General features: G+C 62.9%; 19 protein-coding genes and 1 tRNA gene. 8 read left to right on the top strand and 12 right to left on the bottom strand.

Going from position 1 to position 16073, the window contains the following annotated elements:
* Positions 1 to 69: 69 nt before the first annotated feature.
* The 6 genes from HP546_RS00850 to cysG all read left to right on the top strand — a co-directional run bounded on the left by HP546_RS00850 (position 70) and on the right by cysG (position 7717).
* On the top strand, positions 70 to 2619 hold the full coding sequence (locus tag HP546_RS00850; RefSeq protein ID WP_372242404.1) for a DNA translocase FtsK: 2550 nt from the start codon (positions 70 to 72) through the stop codon (positions 2617 to 2619).
* Positions 2620 to 2681: 62 nt separating this feature from the next.
* Positions 2682 to 3305, top strand: coding sequence for an outer membrane lipoprotein chaperone LolA (gene lolA, locus HP546_RS00845; protein WP_172218722.1), 624 nt, complete (start codon positions 2682 to 2684; stop codon positions 3303 to 3305).
* Positions 3306 to 3317: 12 nt separating this feature from the next.
* Positions 3318 to 4643, top strand: a complete 1326-nt coding sequence (locus tag HP546_RS00840) for a replication-associated recombination protein A (protein ID WP_172218720.1) — start codon at positions 3318 to 3320, stop codon at positions 4641 to 4643.
* On the top strand, positions 4640 to 5014 hold the full coding sequence (gene crcB / locus HP546_RS00835; protein ID WP_172218718.1) for a fluoride efflux transporter CrcB: 375 nt from the start codon (positions 4640 to 4642) through the stop codon (positions 5012 to 5014). Before HP546_RS00840 ends, crcB begins: the two co-directional genes overlap by 4 nt.
* 30 nt (positions 5015 to 5044) lie before the next feature.
* Positions 5045 to 6325 (top strand): serine--tRNA ligase, encoded by a 1281-nt coding sequence (gene serS / locus HP546_RS00830; protein WP_172218716.1) that lies wholly within the window; start codon positions 5045 to 5047, stop codon positions 6323 to 6325.
* A complete protein-coding gene (gene cysG / locus HP546_RS00825; RefSeq protein WP_172218706.1) occupies positions 6326 to 7717 on the top strand; it encodes a siroheme synthase CysG in 1392 nt (463 codons plus the stop codon).
* Positions 7718 to 7751: 34 nt separating this feature from the next.
* Here cysG and HP546_RS00820 read toward each other — a convergent pair whose 3' ends face one another.
* The 8 genes from HP546_RS00820 to HP546_RS00785 all read right to left on the bottom strand — a co-directional run bounded on the left by HP546_RS00820 (position 7752) and on the right by HP546_RS00785 (position 13744).
* The gene (locus tag HP546_RS00820) at positions 7752 to 8711 is read right to left on the bottom strand and encodes a glutathione S-transferase family protein (RefSeq protein WP_172218704.1); all 960 of its coding nucleotides are present in this window, start codon (positions 8709 to 8711) and stop codon (positions 7752 to 7754) included.
* Positions 8712 to 8805: 94 nt separating this feature from the next.
* The gene (locus tag HP546_RS00815; protein WP_172218702.1) at positions 8806 to 9807 is read right to left on the bottom strand and encodes a glycosyl transferase family protein; all 1002 of its coding nucleotides are present in this window, start codon (positions 9805 to 9807) and stop codon (positions 8806 to 8808) included.
* Positions 9804 to 10139: a TusE/DsrC/DsvC family sulfur relay protein gene (locus HP546_RS00810; RefSeq protein ID WP_172218700.1), complete on the bottom strand. Its 336-nt coding sequence runs from the start codon at positions 10137 to 10139 to the stop codon at positions 9804 to 9806. The genes HP546_RS00815 and HP546_RS00810 overlap by 4 nt, the downstream gene beginning before the upstream one ends.
* The gene (gene tusB / locus HP546_RS00805) at positions 10136 to 10432 is read right to left on the bottom strand and encodes a sulfurtransferase complex subunit TusB (protein WP_172218698.1); all 297 of its coding nucleotides are present in this window, start codon (positions 10430 to 10432) and stop codon (positions 10136 to 10138) included. Before tusB ends, HP546_RS00810 begins: the two co-directional genes overlap by 4 nt.
* On the bottom strand, positions 10432 to 10791 hold the full coding sequence (gene tusC / locus HP546_RS00800) for a sulfurtransferase complex subunit TusC (protein WP_172218696.1): 360 nt from the start codon (positions 10789 to 10791) through the stop codon (positions 10432 to 10434). The genes tusB and tusC overlap by 1 nt, the downstream gene beginning before the upstream one ends.
* A gap of 1 nt (position 10792) precedes the next feature.
* Complete coding sequence (tusD, locus tag HP546_RS00795; RefSeq protein WP_172218694.1) at positions 10793 to 11185, bottom strand: sulfurtransferase complex subunit TusD; 393 nt, start codon at positions 11183 to 11185, stop codon at positions 10793 to 10795.
* A 175-nt stretch (positions 11186 to 11360) separates the two neighbouring features.
* The gene (locus tag HP546_RS00790; protein WP_172218692.1) at positions 11361 to 12740 is read right to left on the bottom strand and encodes a nucleobase:cation symporter-2 family protein; all 1380 of its coding nucleotides are present in this window, start codon (positions 12738 to 12740) and stop codon (positions 11361 to 11363) included.
* A gap of 332 nt (positions 12741 to 13072) precedes the next feature.
* Entirely contained in the window at positions 13073 to 13744 is a 672-nt protein-coding gene (locus HP546_RS00785; RefSeq protein ID WP_172218690.1) for a Bax inhibitor-1/YccA family protein, read from the bottom strand.
* A gap of 134 nt (positions 13745 to 13878) precedes the next feature.
* Here HP546_RS00785 and HP546_RS00780 point away from each other — a divergent pair.
* Positions 13879 to 13966: transfer RNA gene (locus HP546_RS00780), tRNA-Ser, on the top strand.
* Positions 13967 to 14043: 77 nt separating this feature from the next.
* On the opposite strand, the gene HP546_RS00775 is transcribed toward HP546_RS00780, so the two are convergent.
* From HP546_RS00775 to HP546_RS31240, 4 genes are all read right to left on the bottom strand, one after another.
* Positions 14044 to 14313, bottom strand: coding sequence for a DUF3077 domain-containing protein (locus tag HP546_RS00775; protein ID WP_172218688.1), 270 nt, complete (start codon positions 14311 to 14313; stop codon positions 14044 to 14046).
* A gap of 83 nt (positions 14314 to 14396) precedes the next feature.
* Positions 14397 to 14639, bottom strand: coding sequence for a hypothetical protein (locus HP546_RS00770; protein WP_172218686.1), 243 nt, complete (start codon positions 14637 to 14639; stop codon positions 14397 to 14399).
* Positions 14640 to 14642: 3 nt separating this feature from the next.
* Positions 14643 to 15023: a hypothetical protein gene (locus tag HP546_RS00765; RefSeq protein ID WP_172218613.1), complete on the bottom strand. Its 381-nt coding sequence runs from the start codon at positions 15021 to 15023 to the stop codon at positions 14643 to 14645.
* On the bottom strand, positions 14951 to 15244 hold the full coding sequence (locus HP546_RS31240) for a LysE family transporter (RefSeq protein ID WP_256678407.1): 294 nt from the start codon (positions 15242 to 15244) through the stop codon (positions 14951 to 14953). Before HP546_RS31240 ends, HP546_RS00765 begins: the two co-directional genes overlap by 73 nt.
* Positions 15245 to 15565: 321 nt before the next feature.
* Here HP546_RS31240 and HP546_RS00755 point away from each other — a divergent pair, with 321 nt between their 5' ends.
* A complete protein-coding gene (locus tag HP546_RS00755; RefSeq protein WP_172218684.1) occupies positions 15566 to 16030 on the top strand; it encodes a hypothetical protein in 465 nt (154 codons plus the stop codon).
* Positions 16031 to 16073: the final 43 nt, after the last annotated feature.

Here is a 16073-nt window from a genome sequence, read left to right as displayed (position 1 = left end):
CCGGCCAACCTCCCATACGGCGTGCCGCCATGGCGGCTGGCGGGCAGTAATGTTAAAAGTAGTGGTTCATTGGCCGCACCGCCGGCCGATCACTATTGGACGCGCAGCACGCGCAGGAATAGACGCGTTTTGAAGAAATCCACCGCAACCCCAGCTCCCTTGCCTGTGCCCCTGTGGCGGCAGCAGCTGCATTATCGCCTCAAGGAAGGTGCGTTGATCGCTGTCGGCGCCCTGTGCCTGTACCTGTGGATGGCGCTGCTGACCTACGACACATCCGACCCGGGCTTCAGCCACACCAGCAACATCGACCAGGTGCAGAACGCCGCCGGGCGTGCCGGCGCCTACTTCGCCGACATCCTGTTCATGGTGCTGGGCTACTTCGCCTATATCTTCCCGTTGCTGCTGGGGATCAAGACCTGGCAGATTTTCCGCCAGCGCCACCAGCCCTGGGACTGGAGCGGCTGGCTGTTCTCCTGGCGGCTGATCGGCCTGGTGTTCCTGGTGCTGTCGGGCGCTGCCCTGGCGCATATTCATTTCCATCCGCCGGCAAGCCTGCCGTTTTCCGCCGGTGGCGCGTTGGGCGAGAGCCTGGGCGAACTGGCGCGCAGCCTGCTGAACGTGCAGGGCAGCACGCTGATGTTCATCGCCTTGTTCCTGTTCGGCCTGACCGTGTTCACCGACCTGTCGTGGTTCAAGGTGATGGACATGACCGGCAAGATCACCCTCGACCTGTTCGAGCTGGTACAGGGTGCGGCCAACCGCTGGTGGGAAGCACGCAACGAGCGCAAGCGCCTCGAAGCGCAATTGCGCGAGGATGAACCGGTGTTCAAGGCGCCGGCAGCGGCCGCCGAGAAGCGCGAGCCGGCCAAACCGCCATTGCGCGAGCGGATCTTCAAGCGTGAAGAGGCCCCCGCCCAGCCTGCTGCACCACGTGAGCCGACCCTTGCACGCGAGCCTGTGGTGCCGCGCGAGCCCACCCTTGCCCGCGAGCCGATGGTGCAGCGCGAGCAACCTGCGGCACCGACCATCGTGCCCCCGGCACCTGCCCAGGCCAGGGCGCCGGAGCCGAGCAAGCGGGTGATGAAGGAGAAGCAGGCGCCGCTGTTCGTCGACAGCGCGGTGGAGGGCACCTTGCCGCCGATCTCCATCCTTGATCCGGCCGAGCAGAAGAAGATCGAGTATTCGCCGGAATCGCTGGCGAGTGTCGGGCAACTGCTGGAAATCAAGCTCAAGGAGTTCGGCGTGGAAGTGGCGGTGGACTCCATCCACCCCGGCCCGGTGATTACCCGCTACGAAATCCAGCCGGCCGCGGGCGTCAAGGTCAGCCGCATCTCCAACCTGGCCAAGGACCTGGCGCGCTCAATTGCAGTGACCAGCGTGCGCGTGGTCGAGGTCATCCCCGGCAAGACCACCGTGGGTATCGAGATCCCCAACGAAAACCGGCAAATGGTGCGCTTCTCCGAAGTGCTGGCCACGCCGCAGTACGACGAGCAGAAATCGCCGGTCACCCTGGCCCTTGGCCACGATATCGGCGGCAAGCCGGTCATCACCGACCTGGCCAAGATGCCTCACCTGCTGGTGGCCGGTACCACCGGTTCCGGTAAGTCGGTGGGTGTCAACGCGATGATCCTGTCGATCCTGTTCAAGTCCAGCCCGGAAGACGCGCGGCTGATCATGATCGACCCGAAGATGCTCGAACTGTCGATCTACGAAGGCATCCCGCACCTGCTCTGCCCGGTGGTCACCGACATGAAGGACGCCGCCAACGCGCTGCGCTGGAGCGTGGCCGAGATGGAGCGGCGCTACAAGCTGATGGCGGCCATGGGCGTGCGTAACCTGGCCGGCTTCAACCGCAAGGTCAAGGATGCCCAGGAGGCCGGTGAAATCATCCATGACCCGCTGTACCGCCGCGAAAGCATGGACGACGAGCCGCCGGCGCTGAAGACCCTGCCGACCATCGTGGTGGTGGTGGACGAATTCGCCGACATGATGATGATCGTCGGCAAGAAGGTCGAAGAGCTGATCGCCCGTATCGCGCAGAAGGCGCGGGCGGCGGGTATCCACCTGATCCTGGCGACCCAGCGCCCCTCGGTGGACGTGATCACCGGCCTGATCAAGGCCAACATCCCGACCCGCATGGCGTTCCAGGTGTCGAGCAAGATCGACTCGCGCACCATCATCGACCAGGGTGGCGCCGAGCAGTTGCTGGGCCACGGTGACATGCTGTACATGCCGCCGGGCACCAGCCTGCCGATCCGTGTGCACGGTGCGTTCGTGTCCGACGATGAGGTGCACCGCGTGGTGGAAGCGTGGAAGCAGCGCGGCGCCCCGGACTACAACGACGATATCCTCAACGGCGTCGAAGAGGCCGGCAGCGGCTTTGAAGGCGGCGGTGGCGGCGACAGCGATGATTCGGAAAGCGACGCCCTGTATGATGAGGCCGTGCAGTTCGTGCTGGAAAGCCGCCGCGCCTCCATTTCGGCCGTGCAGCGCAAGCTGAAGATCGGCTACAACCGCGCCGCCCGCATGATCGAAGCCATGGAAATGGCCGGCGTGGTTACCCCCATGAACAGCAACGGTTCGCGGGAAGTGATTGCCCCGGGCGGCCCGCGCGACTGATGTACACCTTGCCGGGCGCCAACGGTGGCGCCAGGCCTTTTCAATGCTCGATGAGGATTCCCATGCGCGCGATTCGCATGCTGTTGGTTTCTGCCCTGACCCTGGGCTCGGTTACTGCTTATGCCGGTGAGCAAGACGTACAACGCCTGACCCAGTTGCTGGAAAAGTCTCAAACCATCGAGGCCAACTTCTCTCAATTGACCCTGGGTGCCGATGGCACCAGCCTGCAGGAAACCTCGGGCAAGATGACGGTCAAGCGCCCGGGGCTGTTCTACTGGCACACCAATGCGCCGCAGGAGCAGGTAGTGGTGTCGGACGGCAAGAACGTCACCCTGTGGGACCCGGACCTGGAACAGGCCACCATCAAGAAGCTCGACCAGCGCCTGAACCAGACCCCGGCACTGCTGCTGTCCGGTGATGTGTCGAAAATCAGCCAGAGCTTCGACATCACCTCCAAGGAGCAGGGCGAAGTGATGGACTTCACCCTCAAGCCCAAGACCAAGGACACCTTGTTCGACTCGCTGCGGGTGTCGTTCCGCAAAGGGTTGATCAACGACATGCAACTGGTCGACAGCGTCGGCCAGCGCACCAATATCCTGTTCAACGGGGTGAAGGCCAACCAGCCGGTGCCCGCCAACCAGTTCACCTTCGTCGTTCCCAAAGGCGCGGATGTGATCAAGGAGTAAGCAGAGCTCGCCATGGACCTGTTTCGAAGCGAACCCGTCGCCCAGCCCCTGGCCGCCCGCCTGCGCCCGTCCAACCTGGACGAGTACGTCGGCCAGGAGCACCTGCTGGCGCGCGGCAAACCGCTGCGCGAGGCGCTGGAGCAGGGTGCGCTGCACTCGATGATCTTCTGGGGGCCGCCAGGGGTGGGCAAGACCACCCTTGCGCGGCTGCTGGCGCAGTTTTGCGATGCTCATTTTGAAACCGTGTCGGCGGTGCTGGCCGGGGTCAAAGAGATCCGCCAGGCGGTCGAGGTGGCCAAGCAGCAGGCCGGCCAATACGGCCGCCGCACTATTCTGTTCGTCGATGAAGTGCACCGCTTCAACAAGTCGCAACAGGACGCCTTCCTGCCGTATGTGGAAGACGGCACGCTGCTGTTCATCGGCGCCACCACCGAAAACCCCTCGTTCGAGCTGAACAACGCCTTGTTGTCGCGGGCGCGGGTGTACGTGCTCAAGAGCCTGGACGAGGCCGCGCTGCGCAAGCTGGTCAACCGCGCGCTGACCGAGGAGCGCGGCCTGGGCAAGCACAACCTGCGGGTGGGTGACGAAGCCTTCAAGATGCTGATGGCCGCTGCCGATGGCGATGGCCGGCGCATGCTCAACTTCCTCGAGAACGCCTCGGACCTGGCCGAAGACGGCAGCGAGATAGATGTCGAGATGCTGCAGAGCCTGCTGGGCGACAGCCGTCGGCGCTTCGACAAGGGCGGCGAGGCGTTCTACGACCAGATATCAGCGCTGCACAAGTCGGTGCGCGGCTCCAACCCCGACGGCGCCTTGTATTGGTTTGCGCGCATGCTCGACGGCGGCTGCGACCCGCTGTACATCGCCCGCCGCGTGGTGCGCATGGCCAGCGAGGACATCGGCAACGCCGACCCGCGCGCGCTCAGCCTGTGCCTGGCAGCCTGGGACGTGCAAGAGCGCCTGGGCAGCCCCGAAGGCGAGCTGGCGGTGGCCCAGGCCATCACCTACATTGCCTGTGCACCGAAGAGCAACGCGGTGTACGTGGGCTTCAAGACCGCCCTGCGTGAAGCTGCGGAGCATGGGTCGCTGGAAGTGCCGCTGCACCTGCGCAACGCACCCACCAAGCTGATGAAGCAACTGGGCTATGGCGACGAATATCGCTATGCCCATGACGAGCCTGATGCCTATGCGGCCGGTGAAGACTACTTCCCCGATCAACTCGAGCCGCGCCAGTACTATCAGCCGGTGCCCCGTGGCCTGGAGCTGAAGATTGGCGAGAAGTTGCGCCACCTGGCCGAGCTTGACCGCAACAGCCCCCGCCAGCGGAGAAAACCGTGATTGCACTAGTTGCGGCCGTGAGTGCGGGCGGTATTGCCGGTACATTGCTGCGTTTCGCCACTACCAACTGGGTAGCTACTCACTGGCCACGGCACTTCTATCTCGGTACGCTGGCGGTCAACCTGGTCGGCTGCCTGCTGATCGGCCTGCTCTATGGCCTGTTCCTGCACAAGCCTATGGTGCCGGTCGAGCTGCGTGCCGGGCTGATCGTGGGCTTTCTGGGTGGCCTTACAACCTTTTCCTCCTTCTCGCTCGATACCGTGCGCCTGCTCGAAAGTGGGCAAGTGCCCCTGGCTTTGGGCTATACCGGTATCAGCGTGGTGGGCGGCCTGCTCGCGACATGGGCCGGCCTGTCCCTGACCCGATTCTGAACCAACACCTACCTATAACGAGAGAACGATATGCTCGATTCCAAACTGTTACGCGGCCAACTTCAGGAAGTGGCGGACCGCCTGGCCTCCCGTGGCTTCAGCCTGGATGTCGCGCGCATCGAATCACTGGAAGAACGCCGCAAGGCGGTGCAGACCCGCACCGAGCAACTGCAGGCCGAGCGTAACGCCCGCTCCAAATCCATCGGCCAGGCCAAGGCCAAGGGCGAGGACATCGCGCCGCTGATGGCTGATGTCGAGCGCATGGCCAACGAGCTGGCCGCCGGCAAGACCGAGCTGGACGAGATTCAGGCGGAGCTGGACGGCATCCTGCTGACCATCCCCAACCTGCCGGACGCCAGCGTACCGGTTGGTGCCAGCGAAGATGACAACGTCGAAGTGCGCAAGTGGGGCACGCCGAAGGCCTTCGATTTCGAAATCAAGGACCACGTCGCCCTCGGCGAAATCAGCGGTGGCCTGGACTTCGAAGCCGCCGCCAAGCTGTCCGGCGCGCGCTTTGCCGTGCTGCGTGGCCCGATCGCCCGCCTGCACCGCGCCCTGGCGCAGTTCATGATCAACCTGCACACCGGCGAGCACGGCTACGAGGAGCATTACACCCCGTACCTGGTCCAGGCCCCGGCCCTGCAGGGTACCGGTCAGCTGCCGAAGTTCGAGGAAGACCTGTTCAAGATCACCCGCGAAGGTGAGGCTGACTTCTACCTGATCCCGACCGCCGAAGTGTCGCTGACCAACCTGGTGGCCGGTGAAATCCTCGACGCCAAGCAGCTGCCGCTGAAGCTCGTCGCGCACACCCCGTGCTTCCGCAGCGAAGCCGGTGCGTCGGGCCGTGACACCCGCGGCATGATCCGCCAGCACCAGTTCGACAAGGTGGAGATGGTGCAGGTGGTAGAGCCGTCCAAGTCGATGGAAGCGCTGGAAGGCCTGACCGCCAATGCCGAGCGCGTGCTGCAGCTGCTGGAGCTGCCGTACCGGGTGCTGGCCCTGTGCACCGGCGACATGGGCTTTGGCGCGGTGAAAACCTACGACCTGGAAGTGTGGGTACCGAGCCAGGACAAATACCGCGAAATCAGCTCGTGCTCCAACTGCGGCGACTTCCAGGCGCGCCGCATGCAGGCGCGTTGGCGCAACCCGGAAACCGGCAAGCCAGAGCTGGTGCACACCCTCAACGGCTCCGGCCTGGCCGTAGGCCGTACCCTGGTCGCCGTGCTGGAAAACTACCAGCAGGCCGACGGTTCGATTCTGGTACCGGAAGTGCTGAAGCCATACATGGGCGGCGTCGAGGTCATCCGCTAAATGAATTACCTGCCGCTGTTCCACAAGCTGCAGGGCGGCCGTGTGCTGGTCGTCGGCGGCGGTGAAATCGCCTTGCGCAAGGCGCGGCTGCTGGCTGATGCCGGCAGCGTGCTGCGCGTGGTGGCGCCGGACGTCGACGGCCAGTTGGCCGCATTGGCCAGGGAAGGTGGCGGTGAGGTGCTGGTGCGTGGCTATCAGGCCGCCGACCTGGTCGGTTGCCGGCTGGTTATCGCGGCGACCGACGACCCTGGGCTGAACGCCCAGGTGTCGGCCGATGCCCAGGCTCTCAGCCTGCCGGTCAACGTGGTGGATGCACCGGCCCTGTGCACGGTTATTTTCCCCGCCATCGTCGACCGTTCACCGTTGGTGATTGCGGTTTCCAGTGGCGGCGACGCCCCGGTGCTGGCGCGCTTGATTCGCGCCAAACTGGAGGCGTGGGTTCCCTCTGCCTACGGTGAGCTGGCCGGGTTGGCAGCGCGCTTCCGCCACAAGGTCAAATCCTTGTACCCGGACGTCAACCAGCGCCGGGGCTTCTGGGAAACCGTGTTCCAGGGGCCGATTGCCGAGCGCCAGCTGGCCGGGCAGGGCGCCGAGGCCGAACGCCTGTTGCAGGCAATGGTCGATGGCGCGCCGGTGCAGCAGGGTGGCGAGGTGTATCTGGTGGGCGCGGGGCCGGGCGATCCGGACTTGTTGACCTTCCGTGCCTTGCGCCTCATGCAGCAGGCCGATGTGGTGCTGTACGACCGTTTGGTTGCGCCCGCGATCATCGAGATGTGCCGTCGCGATGCCGAGCGGATCTACGTAGGCAAGCGCCGCGCCGACCACGCCGTGCCGCAGGACCAGATCAACCGCCTGCTGGTCGACCTGGCCCAGCAGGGCAAGCGTGTGCTGCGCCTGAAGGGTGGCGATCCGTTCATCTTTGGCCGCGGTGGCGAGGAGATCGAAGAGCTGGCCGAGCAGGGTATCCCGTTCCAGGTGGTGCCGGGGATTACTGCGGCTAGCGGCTGTTCCGCCTATGGCGGCATTCCGCTGACCCATCGCGACTATGCCCAGTCGGTACGTTTCGTCACTGGGCACCTGAAAGATGGCACCAGTAATTTGCCTTGGGATGACCTGGTGGCGCCGGCACAGACCTTGGTGTTCTACATGGGGCTGGTGGGTTTGCCGACGATTTGTGCCGAGTTGATTCGGCATGGGCGTGCGGCCAGTACTCCGGCGGCGTTGGTGCAGCAGGGGACTACACGTAATCAGCGGGTGTTCACTGGTACCTTGGCAGATTTGCCGGAGTTGGTGGCCCGGCATGAAGTGCATGCGCCGACCCTGGTGATTGTGGGGGAGGTGGTGCAACTGCGTGAAAAGCTGGCCTGGTTCGAAGGTTCGCAGAACAGCTGATATTGTTGGGGCTGCAAAGCAGCCCCCGACGATCTCAACCCTGCGAGATTCCCTTGCCCACCAACCGCGCCCGATCATGCGGTGCGTTGAAGTCTTGCAGCGGCCCCTTGGGCACGATCCCGTTCGGGTTGATGGTCTTGTGGCTCATGTAATAGTGCTTCTGGATATGCTCCATGTTCACCGTGCCCGCCACGCCCGGCCACTGGTAAAGCTCGCGCAGCCAGTTTGAAAGGTTGTGGTAATCGCTCAGGCGTCGCAGGTTGCACTTGAAATGCCCGTGGTACACGGCATCGAAGCGCACCAGCGTGGTAAACAGTCGCACATCGGCCTCGGTCAGGTACTCGCCCGCCAGGTATCGATTGCGGCCCAGCAAGTCTTCCAGGTAATCCAGTTCGTTGAATACCTGGTCAAACGCTGCCTCGTAGGCCTCCTGCGTGGTGGCGAAGCCTGCGCGGTACACGCCGTTGTTCACCGCAGGGTAGATTCGCTCGTTCAGCGCCTCGATGGTCGGGCGCAGCGGCTCGGGGTACAGGTCCAGGGTGTTGCCGGTCAGCTCGTTGAAGGCGCTGTTGAAGATGCGGATGATCTCGGCCGACTCGTTGTTGACGATTCGCTTCTCTTTCTTGTCCCACAGCACGGGCACGGTCACACGGCCAGTGTAGTGCGGGTCATCCTGGGTGTAGCGCTGGTGCATGTACTGCAGGGCGTCAAGGTGGTCGCCCGTCGAGCCTTGCTGCTGGTCGAAGGTCCAGCCATGGTCCTGCATCAGCCAGCTGACCACGGACACGTCGATCAACGGCTCCAGGCCCTTGAGTGCGCGGAAGATCAGGGTGCGGTGAGCCCATGGGCAGGCCAGCGACACATACAGGTGATAACGGCCCGCCTCGGGAGCGGGGAGCGAATTGCGGCACTGGGCGTTTTCGCGTTTGAACGTGCCGTCCTTGCCGTTTTCATACCACTGGTCATGCCAGCGACCGTCGATCAAAAGGCCCATACTGAGCTCCTGGAACAAAGTTGTTTGTCGTTGGAGCCCAGTCTAGGCCAAATCGTTCGAACAAATAGCGCAAAGACTCGGGGGTTATGATCGGTTAAATCGATCGGTTTCGGCCGCTCCAGTAGCTGCGTGCGGTCTCGAACGCCTGTTCCCGATCCTGCCCCAGCCCGCGCAAGGCAAGGGCCATGGTAGCGATCACGGCCTTGTCGGCGTAGCTGTCTTCGACCTCACCGCGCCAGAACGCGAGCAGATGCTCGGGTTGCAGACTCGGCGGTTTCACGTGGCGGCGCTCGCTCAACGCCGGCCACTCTTCGTCCCATGCTTCGCCCGCGGTGGTGCCGTAAAGGTGGCTGATGACATCCGGGTTCACCTCGATCTCGCCGCCATCACCCTTGATCACCACGGCATGGTCGCCCAGTAGGCGGCTGGCCTCACGGTGCACTGCCTGGTAACCCGGGTGGAAGATGCTCTGCAGGCCGCAGCGTGCGCCCAGCGGGTTGAGCACCCGGGCCAGCGAGTGGATGGGCGAGCGCAGGCCGAGGGTGTTGCGCAGGTCGATCATGCGCTGCAACTGTGGCGCCCAGTCTTGCAGCGGGAAGAACGCCAGCTGGTGCTGGTCGAGGGCGTTGTCGACGGCAGCCCAGTCGCGACACAGCGGGATTTGCAGCAGGCCAAGCAACTGCTCGGTGTACATGCGCCCGGTGGTGTGGGCACCGCCGCCGTGCATCAGGATGCGCACGCCGTTGCTGGCCAGGCATTTGGCCGCCAGCAGGTACCAGGGCAGGTGGCGCTTCTTGCCGGCGTAGGTTGGCCAGTCCAGGTCCGCGGCGATGGCCGGGGCCTGCAGGTGTGTACGCAGCGCTTCGGTAAAACCGGCCAGTTCCTCGGCGCTCTCCTCTTTGTGCCGCAGCAGCATCAGGAAGGCACCGAGCTGGGCATCCTCGACTTTGCCTTCCAGCAGCAAGGTCATGGCGCTGCGGGCCTCCTCGCGGGTCAGGCCGCGCGCGCCGCGCTTGCCTTTGCCAAGAATGCGCACAAATTCGGCGAACGGGTGTTCGGCCGGGGTTTCCAGGGTAAGCGGGCGTGGTTCGTTCATATGCAGTTGGTCGGCTTGGGCAGGCCCGCCAGCTTGGCGGCGAGTTTGGCGGGAGTGCCGTTGAACAGGCGGTTCAGGTGCGGGCTGTTGCCCTTTTCCGGGCCCAGCTTCAGGGCCGTGTACTTGATCAGCGGGCGAGTGGCCGGGGACAGCTGGTATTCCTGGTAGAACTGACGCAGCAGCTCGAGGATTTCCCAGTGGTCCGCAGTCAGTGCAATGTGCTCCCGCGCGGCCAGCGCTTCGGCGGCGGCGGGGGACCAGTCTTCCAGGTCGACCAGAAAGCCGTCCTTGTCCAGGGCGATCGCCTGATCGCCTACGTCGAGTGTGCTCATAACCAGCTGTTGACCTTGTCGTAGTGCAGCGACAGTTCGACGAACCCGGCGTAGTCCACGGCCTTGGCCAGGTCATTGCCGACCGCACGGGCCTGGATATCCTCATCCAGGGCGAACAGGCGTTGGGCCAGGCCGGCAGCTTGCAGCTGGCGGTACGGTTCGCTGCCGTTGCGCAGGGCATAAACGGCGTCGCCGCACAGCAGCACGGCGTCATCGCCACCGAGCAGCCGCAGGCAGCTGGCCAGGCGCTCGTCGCCGAACGGGGAGTGGGCAATTACATGCAGGGTTGTCATCAGAGCGTTACCACCTGGTCGAAGCGGGCAATCAGCGCGGCCAGCGCTGCGTCATCGAGTACCTGCACCGGCAGTGCCAGGGTGTCGGTTGCCAGGCCACGGCGGGCGAGGCTGTGGCTGCAGGCGTAGAGGTCCTCGACCCCGAACATCGGCAGCGCCTGCAGGTTGGCGGCCAGGTTCTTCTGTTGTACGGCGGTGGGGCGCTGGTCCGTCGCAAGCTGGAACACGCCATCGTCGAGGAACAGCATGCCCAGCGGCAGGTCGAACGCGCCGCCGGCCAGGGCGATGTCCAGTGCCTCGCGCGCCGATGGGCCATTCCACGGCGCCTGGCGGCTGATGATCAGCAAGGATTTGGCCATATCAGTCACCTCCAAAGCAGACAAGCCGATCGGCAAGCTGAGCGGCCTCATGCAACTGGCCAAGCCCGGACAGTTCCCAAGGCTTGGGCAGGTTCACGGCCGGGCGCTGGTAGCGGTTGGCCTCGGCCTCGTCGAGCACGCCACGGCGCAGGGCGGCGGCGATGCACACCACGGCGTCCAGCTGATGGGTCTCGATAAAGCCACGCCACTGGGCTGCCACGTCCACTTCGTCCTGGGGCGCGACCACGTTGGCCGAGGCACTGTGTACCCCGTCCTGATAGAAAAACAGCCGGGCAATCTCATGCCCGCCGGCCAGCACCGCCTCGGCATAGCGCAAAGCGCGCCGCGAGGAGGGCGCATGGGCCGGGGAGAACACCGCGATAGCGAATTTCATGGATAACTCATGCAAAGGAATGCTGCCATGATAAAGCAAAAAAGCCCGCGCCCGCTTGTGCAAGCGGCGCGGGCTTTCAACCTGTCCATATGTCCTGCACGCCCCCTGCAGGAGCGGCCTCGGGTCGCGAAAGGGCTGCACAGCAGCCCCATGGCCTAACCGACAAGCACCAGGCTCAAGCCTGTTCCTTGCTCTCCGGCAGGAACCAGTTCAGCACCAGGGCACAGATACCTCCGGTGGCCACACCCGATTCCAGCACATTGCGAATCGCCGACGGCATATGCGCCAGAAACTCCGGCACCTGCGCCACACCCAGGCCCAGCGCCAGCGACACCGCAATGATCAGCAGCGCACGGCGGTCCAGCCGGGTGCTGGCCAGAATATTGATGCCCGAAGCCGCAACTGCACCGAACATCACCATCGCCGCACCCCCCAGCACCGGCTCCGGCACTGCCTGGATCACCCCGGCAACGCTAGGGAAAAGCCCCAGTACCACCAGCATCACGGCAATCCAAATGCCGATATGGCGGCTGGCGATGCCGGTCAGTTGAATCACGCCGTTGTTCTGCGCAAAGACCGAGCTCGGGAAGGTGTTGAACAACCCCGCCAGCAGCGAGTTGGCGCCGTTGACCAGCACCCCACCCTTGATGCGTTGCATCCATACCGGCCCTTCGACTGGCTGGCGCGACACCTTGCTGGTGGCGGTCACGTCACCAATGGCTTCCAGCGAAGTCACCAGGTAGATCACCAGCATCGGAATGAACAGCGCCCACGAAAAGCCCAGGCCGAAGTGCAGCGGGGTGGGCACCTGGAACAGCGCGGCCTGGTGCATGCCTGTGAAGTCCAGGCGGCCCATGTAGCCGGCCAGCGCGTAACCGACGGCGAGGGCGATGACGATGGCGCAGCTGCGCATCCACACCACCGGGATACGGTTGAGGATGACGATAATTGCAAGCACCACACCCGACAGCAGCAGGTTCTCGCCATTGGCGAAGGTGCCATTGGCCATGGCGCCGAAGCCACCGCCCATGCTGATCAGGCCGACCTTGATCAAGGTCAGGCCGATCATCAACACCACGATACCGGTCACCAGCGGGGTAATCAGACGTTTGACGAAAGGCAGGATGCGCGACACGCCCATTTCCACAAACGAACCGGCAATCACCACGCCAAAGATGGCCGCCATTACGCCTTCTACAGGCGTGCCTTGCTTGACCATCAGCGCACCGCCAGCAATCAGCGGGCCGACGAAGTTGAAGCTGGTGCCCTGCACGATTAGCAAACCGGCGCCGAAGGGCCCGAAGCGCTTGCACTGAACAAAGGTGGCAATACCCGAGATCACCAGCGACATGGAGACGATCAGGTTGGTATCCCGCGCCGAAACGCCCAGCGCCTGGCAGATCAGCAAGCCAGGCGTGACGATAGGCACGATGATCGCCAGCAGGTGCTGCAGGGCAGCAAGCAGGCCGATCAACAGCCGTGGCTTGTCCTCCAGACCAAGCACCAGTTCGTTGGCAGGCGCCGCTGCGCCTGGGCTGTGTTCATGTGAGCTCATTGCTGGAAGCTGCCCCGGATGAAAAAAGGAGCGCATTCTACGGGGTGATGAGGGATTGCGGTAGAGAAAAGCACGATAGCGGCATGATCGGCGACTATTTGCCTGATTATCTGACTTTTTGGTCAGTTATTTGATGCTGGTTTGTCAGGGGGAATAGAGTCAGAGCCTGCGCCGCCGACCTCTGTGGGAGCGGGTTCACCCGCGAAGAATCCACACGCAGTTCATGCCACCGGCCCCGCCGGTGTTCGCCAACCAGCTAGGTCCCTCACCCAATCCTCTTTCTGAAACCCACAAAAAAGCCCGCCGAAGCGGGCTTTCTCAAACAACGTCAATCAGTCATCACGACCCATGATGCCAAACAGCTGCAGCAGGCTGACAAACAGGTTGTAGATCGATACATACAGGCTGATGGTTGCCATGATGTAGTTACGCTCGCCACCATGAATGATCGCGCTGGTCTGGAACAGGATGCAGACCGACGAGAACAGCACGAAGCCGGCGCTGATCGCCAGTTGCAGGCCGCTGATCTGGAAGAAGAAGCTGGCTACTACCGCACCCAGCAGAACAAAGAAGCCTGCAGTGATGAAGCCACTGAGGAAGCTCATGTCCTTGCGGCTGATCAGCACGTAGGCCGACAGGCCACCGAACACCAGCGCAGTCATGGCAAACGCCGAGCTGACCACTTCAGCGCCACCGGCCATGCCAAGGTAGCGGTTAAGGATCGGGCCGAGGATGAAGCCCATGAAGCCGGTGAGGGCAAAGGTGGACACCAGGCCCCATGCCGAATCACGCAGCTTGTTGGTAAGGAAGAACAGCCCGTAGAAGCCGATCAGCACCACGAACACGTTCGGGTAGCCGACGCGCATCTGCTGGGCCACGAAGGCCATGACACCGCTGAAGGCGAGGGTAAGCGCCAGCAGGCTGTACGTGTTGCGCAGGACCTTGCTGATCTCCTGCTGCTCGACCTGCTGGCCGTGGTGTACGGCATAATCCTGTTCGCGCATGGCGACACTCCTTGGTAAAACCTGTGGTTTCGAACGTTCAGATGCTAGGAGTCTATCAGAGCTCCTGCAACCCGCGACACAGAGAGTTTGACAGCGTGTTTCATTACGGTATTATGGCGACCGCAAAACGAGCTGGAAGCGTGGCCGAGTGGTTTAAGGCAACGGTCTTGAAAACCGTCGATGGGCAACTATCCTAGAGTTCGAATCTCTACGCTTCCGCCATATTTTTCAGCAAAAGCCCCGATTCTTCGGGGCTTTTGTGTTTCTGGGATTTGTAATATCGCTGCTGATCAACCCAGTCAGCGCATCATGCCCAACTCGGCATCATCCATCAGTGCCTTGGCCAGCGCACTCAGGTAGTGAGCAGCCCAGATCATCATCGGCTTCTCATCCATCAAACCCAAAATCGTCAACTCCCGCACATACCCCATCAACTCCGAAGCCTGCTCGCGGGCGTTCTGGCATGGAATGCCGGGTTCGATGCGAAACAGCGGGTGGGTCTGGTTATCACCCTGGTAGAACGTAGTCCTGCCTACAGTCGTTTTCTCGTTCGATTCGTCAGTAGTCACGGGTCCATCTCCCTGATCATCTAAACCTGGGCGAGCACCTTCGCTGGCAATAGGGCCAGCCCAGGCAACACACAGCGTTCCGCTTAGTGCGGCGTTCGCGACTCGTTCGGCGTCTGTGCCTGAACCAAGGCGGATTCAAGCAGCAACCGCAGGGACTCAAGCTCATGTGTGGTCGCCATCATCAGCACCGCTGCAGGTGACTTGGGCTGCATCAGCATCGCTTGTTGCGAAATGGCTAGCGCGCAGACGGCATGTTCCGCGGCTTGGATGATGGTGTCTTCGAGGAAGTGGAGGGTGTGGGGTGGATCGGGGACCATTTTCAACATTGTTCAATTCCTGTTGGGTGCCGTCACCTCGTCAGCCGTCAAGCAGAAGGGTGGCAGCTGTACGTGGGTTGACGGACCGGCGGAATTGAGAAGCTCCGGCGCACGCAAGCGTGCCCGCACGTACAGCCACCATAAGGTGTGCCATAACTCAAAACCATCGCGGCCCGTCAAAGCCGTGTCACCGATATGCAGCGACAGGCCCACACTAGAGGCCCTGTTGGGCACCCGCAACGGAAAATAGGCGGCAACAGTATCTTTGGGAAATGCCCTACAAGAAAGCGAAAAATTCTGACTTTTGAGGCAAATGGACATCAAATCTGACTGAGGATCAGTCCAGGGATGGTAGGGAAAAGTTTTGAGTATTCGCAGGTTGGCGCGGGCCATGAGGGCTGCTGTGCAGCCCATCGCCGGCAAGCCAGCTCCCACCCCGACCGCATTGACCTCAGGCAGGCGTTCCCCCCCAGCGCGCCCAGGCCACAACCGACGGCCCCTATAAGGATAAGGTCAGACAGTGCCGCGCCGGCCATTCCAAACGAAGCTACGCGCATCCCCCTGGCGGCGCCGTTGCTGAGCGCCAAGAGCATGGATGGCCCAGGGGTGATCATCACCGCGCTTACGGCAATGATGTAGAGAAAGAGCGTGGTCAGGTCCATTCAGCAAGGCCTCCTGCGGTCATGTGAGGGCTCGGCCAGATGGGCAACTTAGCCTGATGCCGGGCCAACAGGCAACCGCTGCGGGCTGGTTCTGCTGCGGGGCACCTATCACCCACATCGCATCAACTGTATCCCTGTGTATCTTGCCGCACATTTTCCATGCTTCGCTTACAAACGCGTCGCCCCACCGATACGTCCCAGATACATGCCTCCGGCCAAATGAGCCTGCCTGAACGAACAGGCCCCAATCGTATTCACACCAGGAGAGTCACCATGCCCCGTATGTTCCCCAGCAAAAACCGTCTCGGCCTACTCACCATCGCCCTGGTTGGTGGTATCAACATGACCTCTGCCGCTTTTGCCGTGGAGGCGCTGCCACAAGGCTACCAGCTGGCCTCGGCGGAAAAAGCCGGGGAGGGCAAGTGTGGTGAGGGCAAGTGTGGTGCCAACGGCGCCCAGGCGAAAGCCACCCAAGCTGAAGGCAAGTGCGGTGAAGGCAAATGCGGCGACGCGTCCTTTGCACGCACCGACGCCGACCATGATGGCCGCGTTTCCCGGGCCGAATTGCTGGCGGTAGCCCCCAAGGCCAATGCCGAGTTCGACGCTATCGATGCCAACCTCGATGGTTTCCTCTCCGAAGGTGAGGTCTACCAGTTCCGCAAGAACCAGTTCGATGCCAACGGCAACCCATTCCCTGCAGACTTGTACAGCAAGCTGAGCCAGGCCAGCACCCGCTGATGTCCGCCCGGAGCCCTCAGCCGGGGAGTGAACCTGGCCTTGA

Source organism: Pseudomonas sp. CM25, from assembly GCF_013179705.1.
GTDB lineage: Bacteria > Pseudomonadota > Gammaproteobacteria > Pseudomonadales > Pseudomonadaceae > Aquipseudomonas.
The sequence above is the reverse complement of the archived record's forward strand: the minus strand, read 5'-3'. Positions and strand labels throughout refer to the sequence as shown.

Excerpts from the sequence above, each read along its gene's own strand:
- HP546_RS00770 (WP_172218686.1), bottom strand. The coding sequence starts at position 14,639 with ATGTTGAAAATGGTCCCCGATCCACCCCACACCCTCCACTTCCTCGAA.
- tusD (WP_172218694.1), bottom strand. The coding sequence starts at position 11,185 with ATGAAATTCGCTATCGCGGTGTTCTCCCCGGCCCATGCGCCCTCCTCG.
- tusC (WP_172218696.1), bottom strand. The coding sequence starts at position 10,791 with ATGGCCAAATCCTTGCTGATCATCAGCCGCCAGGCGCCGTGGAATGGC.
- HP546_RS00815 (WP_172218702.1), bottom strand. The coding sequence starts at position 9,807 with ATGAACGAACCACGCCCGCTTACCCTGGAAACCCCGGCCGAACACCCG.
- HP546_RS00755 (WP_172218684.1), top strand. The coding sequence starts at position 15,566 with ATGCCCCGTATGTTCCCCAGCAAAAACCGTCTCGGCCTACTCACCATC.
- serS (WP_172218716.1), top strand. The coding sequence starts at position 5,045 with ATGCTCGATTCCAAACTGTTACGCGGCCAACTTCAGGAAGTGGCGGAC.
- HP546_RS31240 (WP_256678407.1), bottom strand. The coding sequence starts at position 15,244 with ATGATCACCCCTGGGCCATCCATGCTCTTGGCGCTCAGCAACGGCGCC.
- HP546_RS00810 (WP_172218700.1), bottom strand. The coding sequence starts at position 10,139 with ATGAGCACACTCGACGTAGGCGATCAGGCGATCGCCCTGGACAAGGAC.
- HP546_RS00820 (WP_172218704.1), bottom strand. The coding sequence starts at position 8,711 with ATGGGCCTTTTGATCGACGGTCGCTGGCATGACCAGTGGTATGAAAAC.
- HP546_RS00790 (WP_172218692.1), bottom strand. The coding sequence starts at position 12,740 with ATGAGCTCACATGAACACAGCCCAGGCGCAGCGGCGCCTGCCAACGAA.
- cysG (WP_172218706.1), top strand. The coding sequence starts at position 6,326 with ATGAATTACCTGCCGCTGTTCCACAAGCTGCAGGGCGGCCGTGTGCTG.
- HP546_RS00765 (WP_172218613.1), bottom strand. The coding sequence starts at position 15,023 with ATGGCCCGCGCCAACCTGCGAATACTCAAAACTTTTCCCTACCATCCC.
- lolA (WP_172218722.1), top strand. The coding sequence starts at position 2,682 with ATGCGCGCGATTCGCATGCTGTTGGTTTCTGCCCTGACCCTGGGCTCG.
- HP546_RS00785 (WP_172218690.1), bottom strand. The coding sequence starts at position 13,744 with ATGCGCGAACAGGATTATGCCGTACACCACGGCCAGCAGGTCGAGCAG.
- HP546_RS00840 (WP_172218720.1), top strand. The coding sequence starts at position 3,318 with ATGGACCTGTTTCGAAGCGAACCCGTCGCCCAGCCCCTGGCCGCCCGC.
- tusB (WP_172218698.1), bottom strand. The coding sequence starts at position 10,432 with ATGACAACCCTGCATGTAATTGCCCACTCCCCGTTCGGCGACGAGCGC.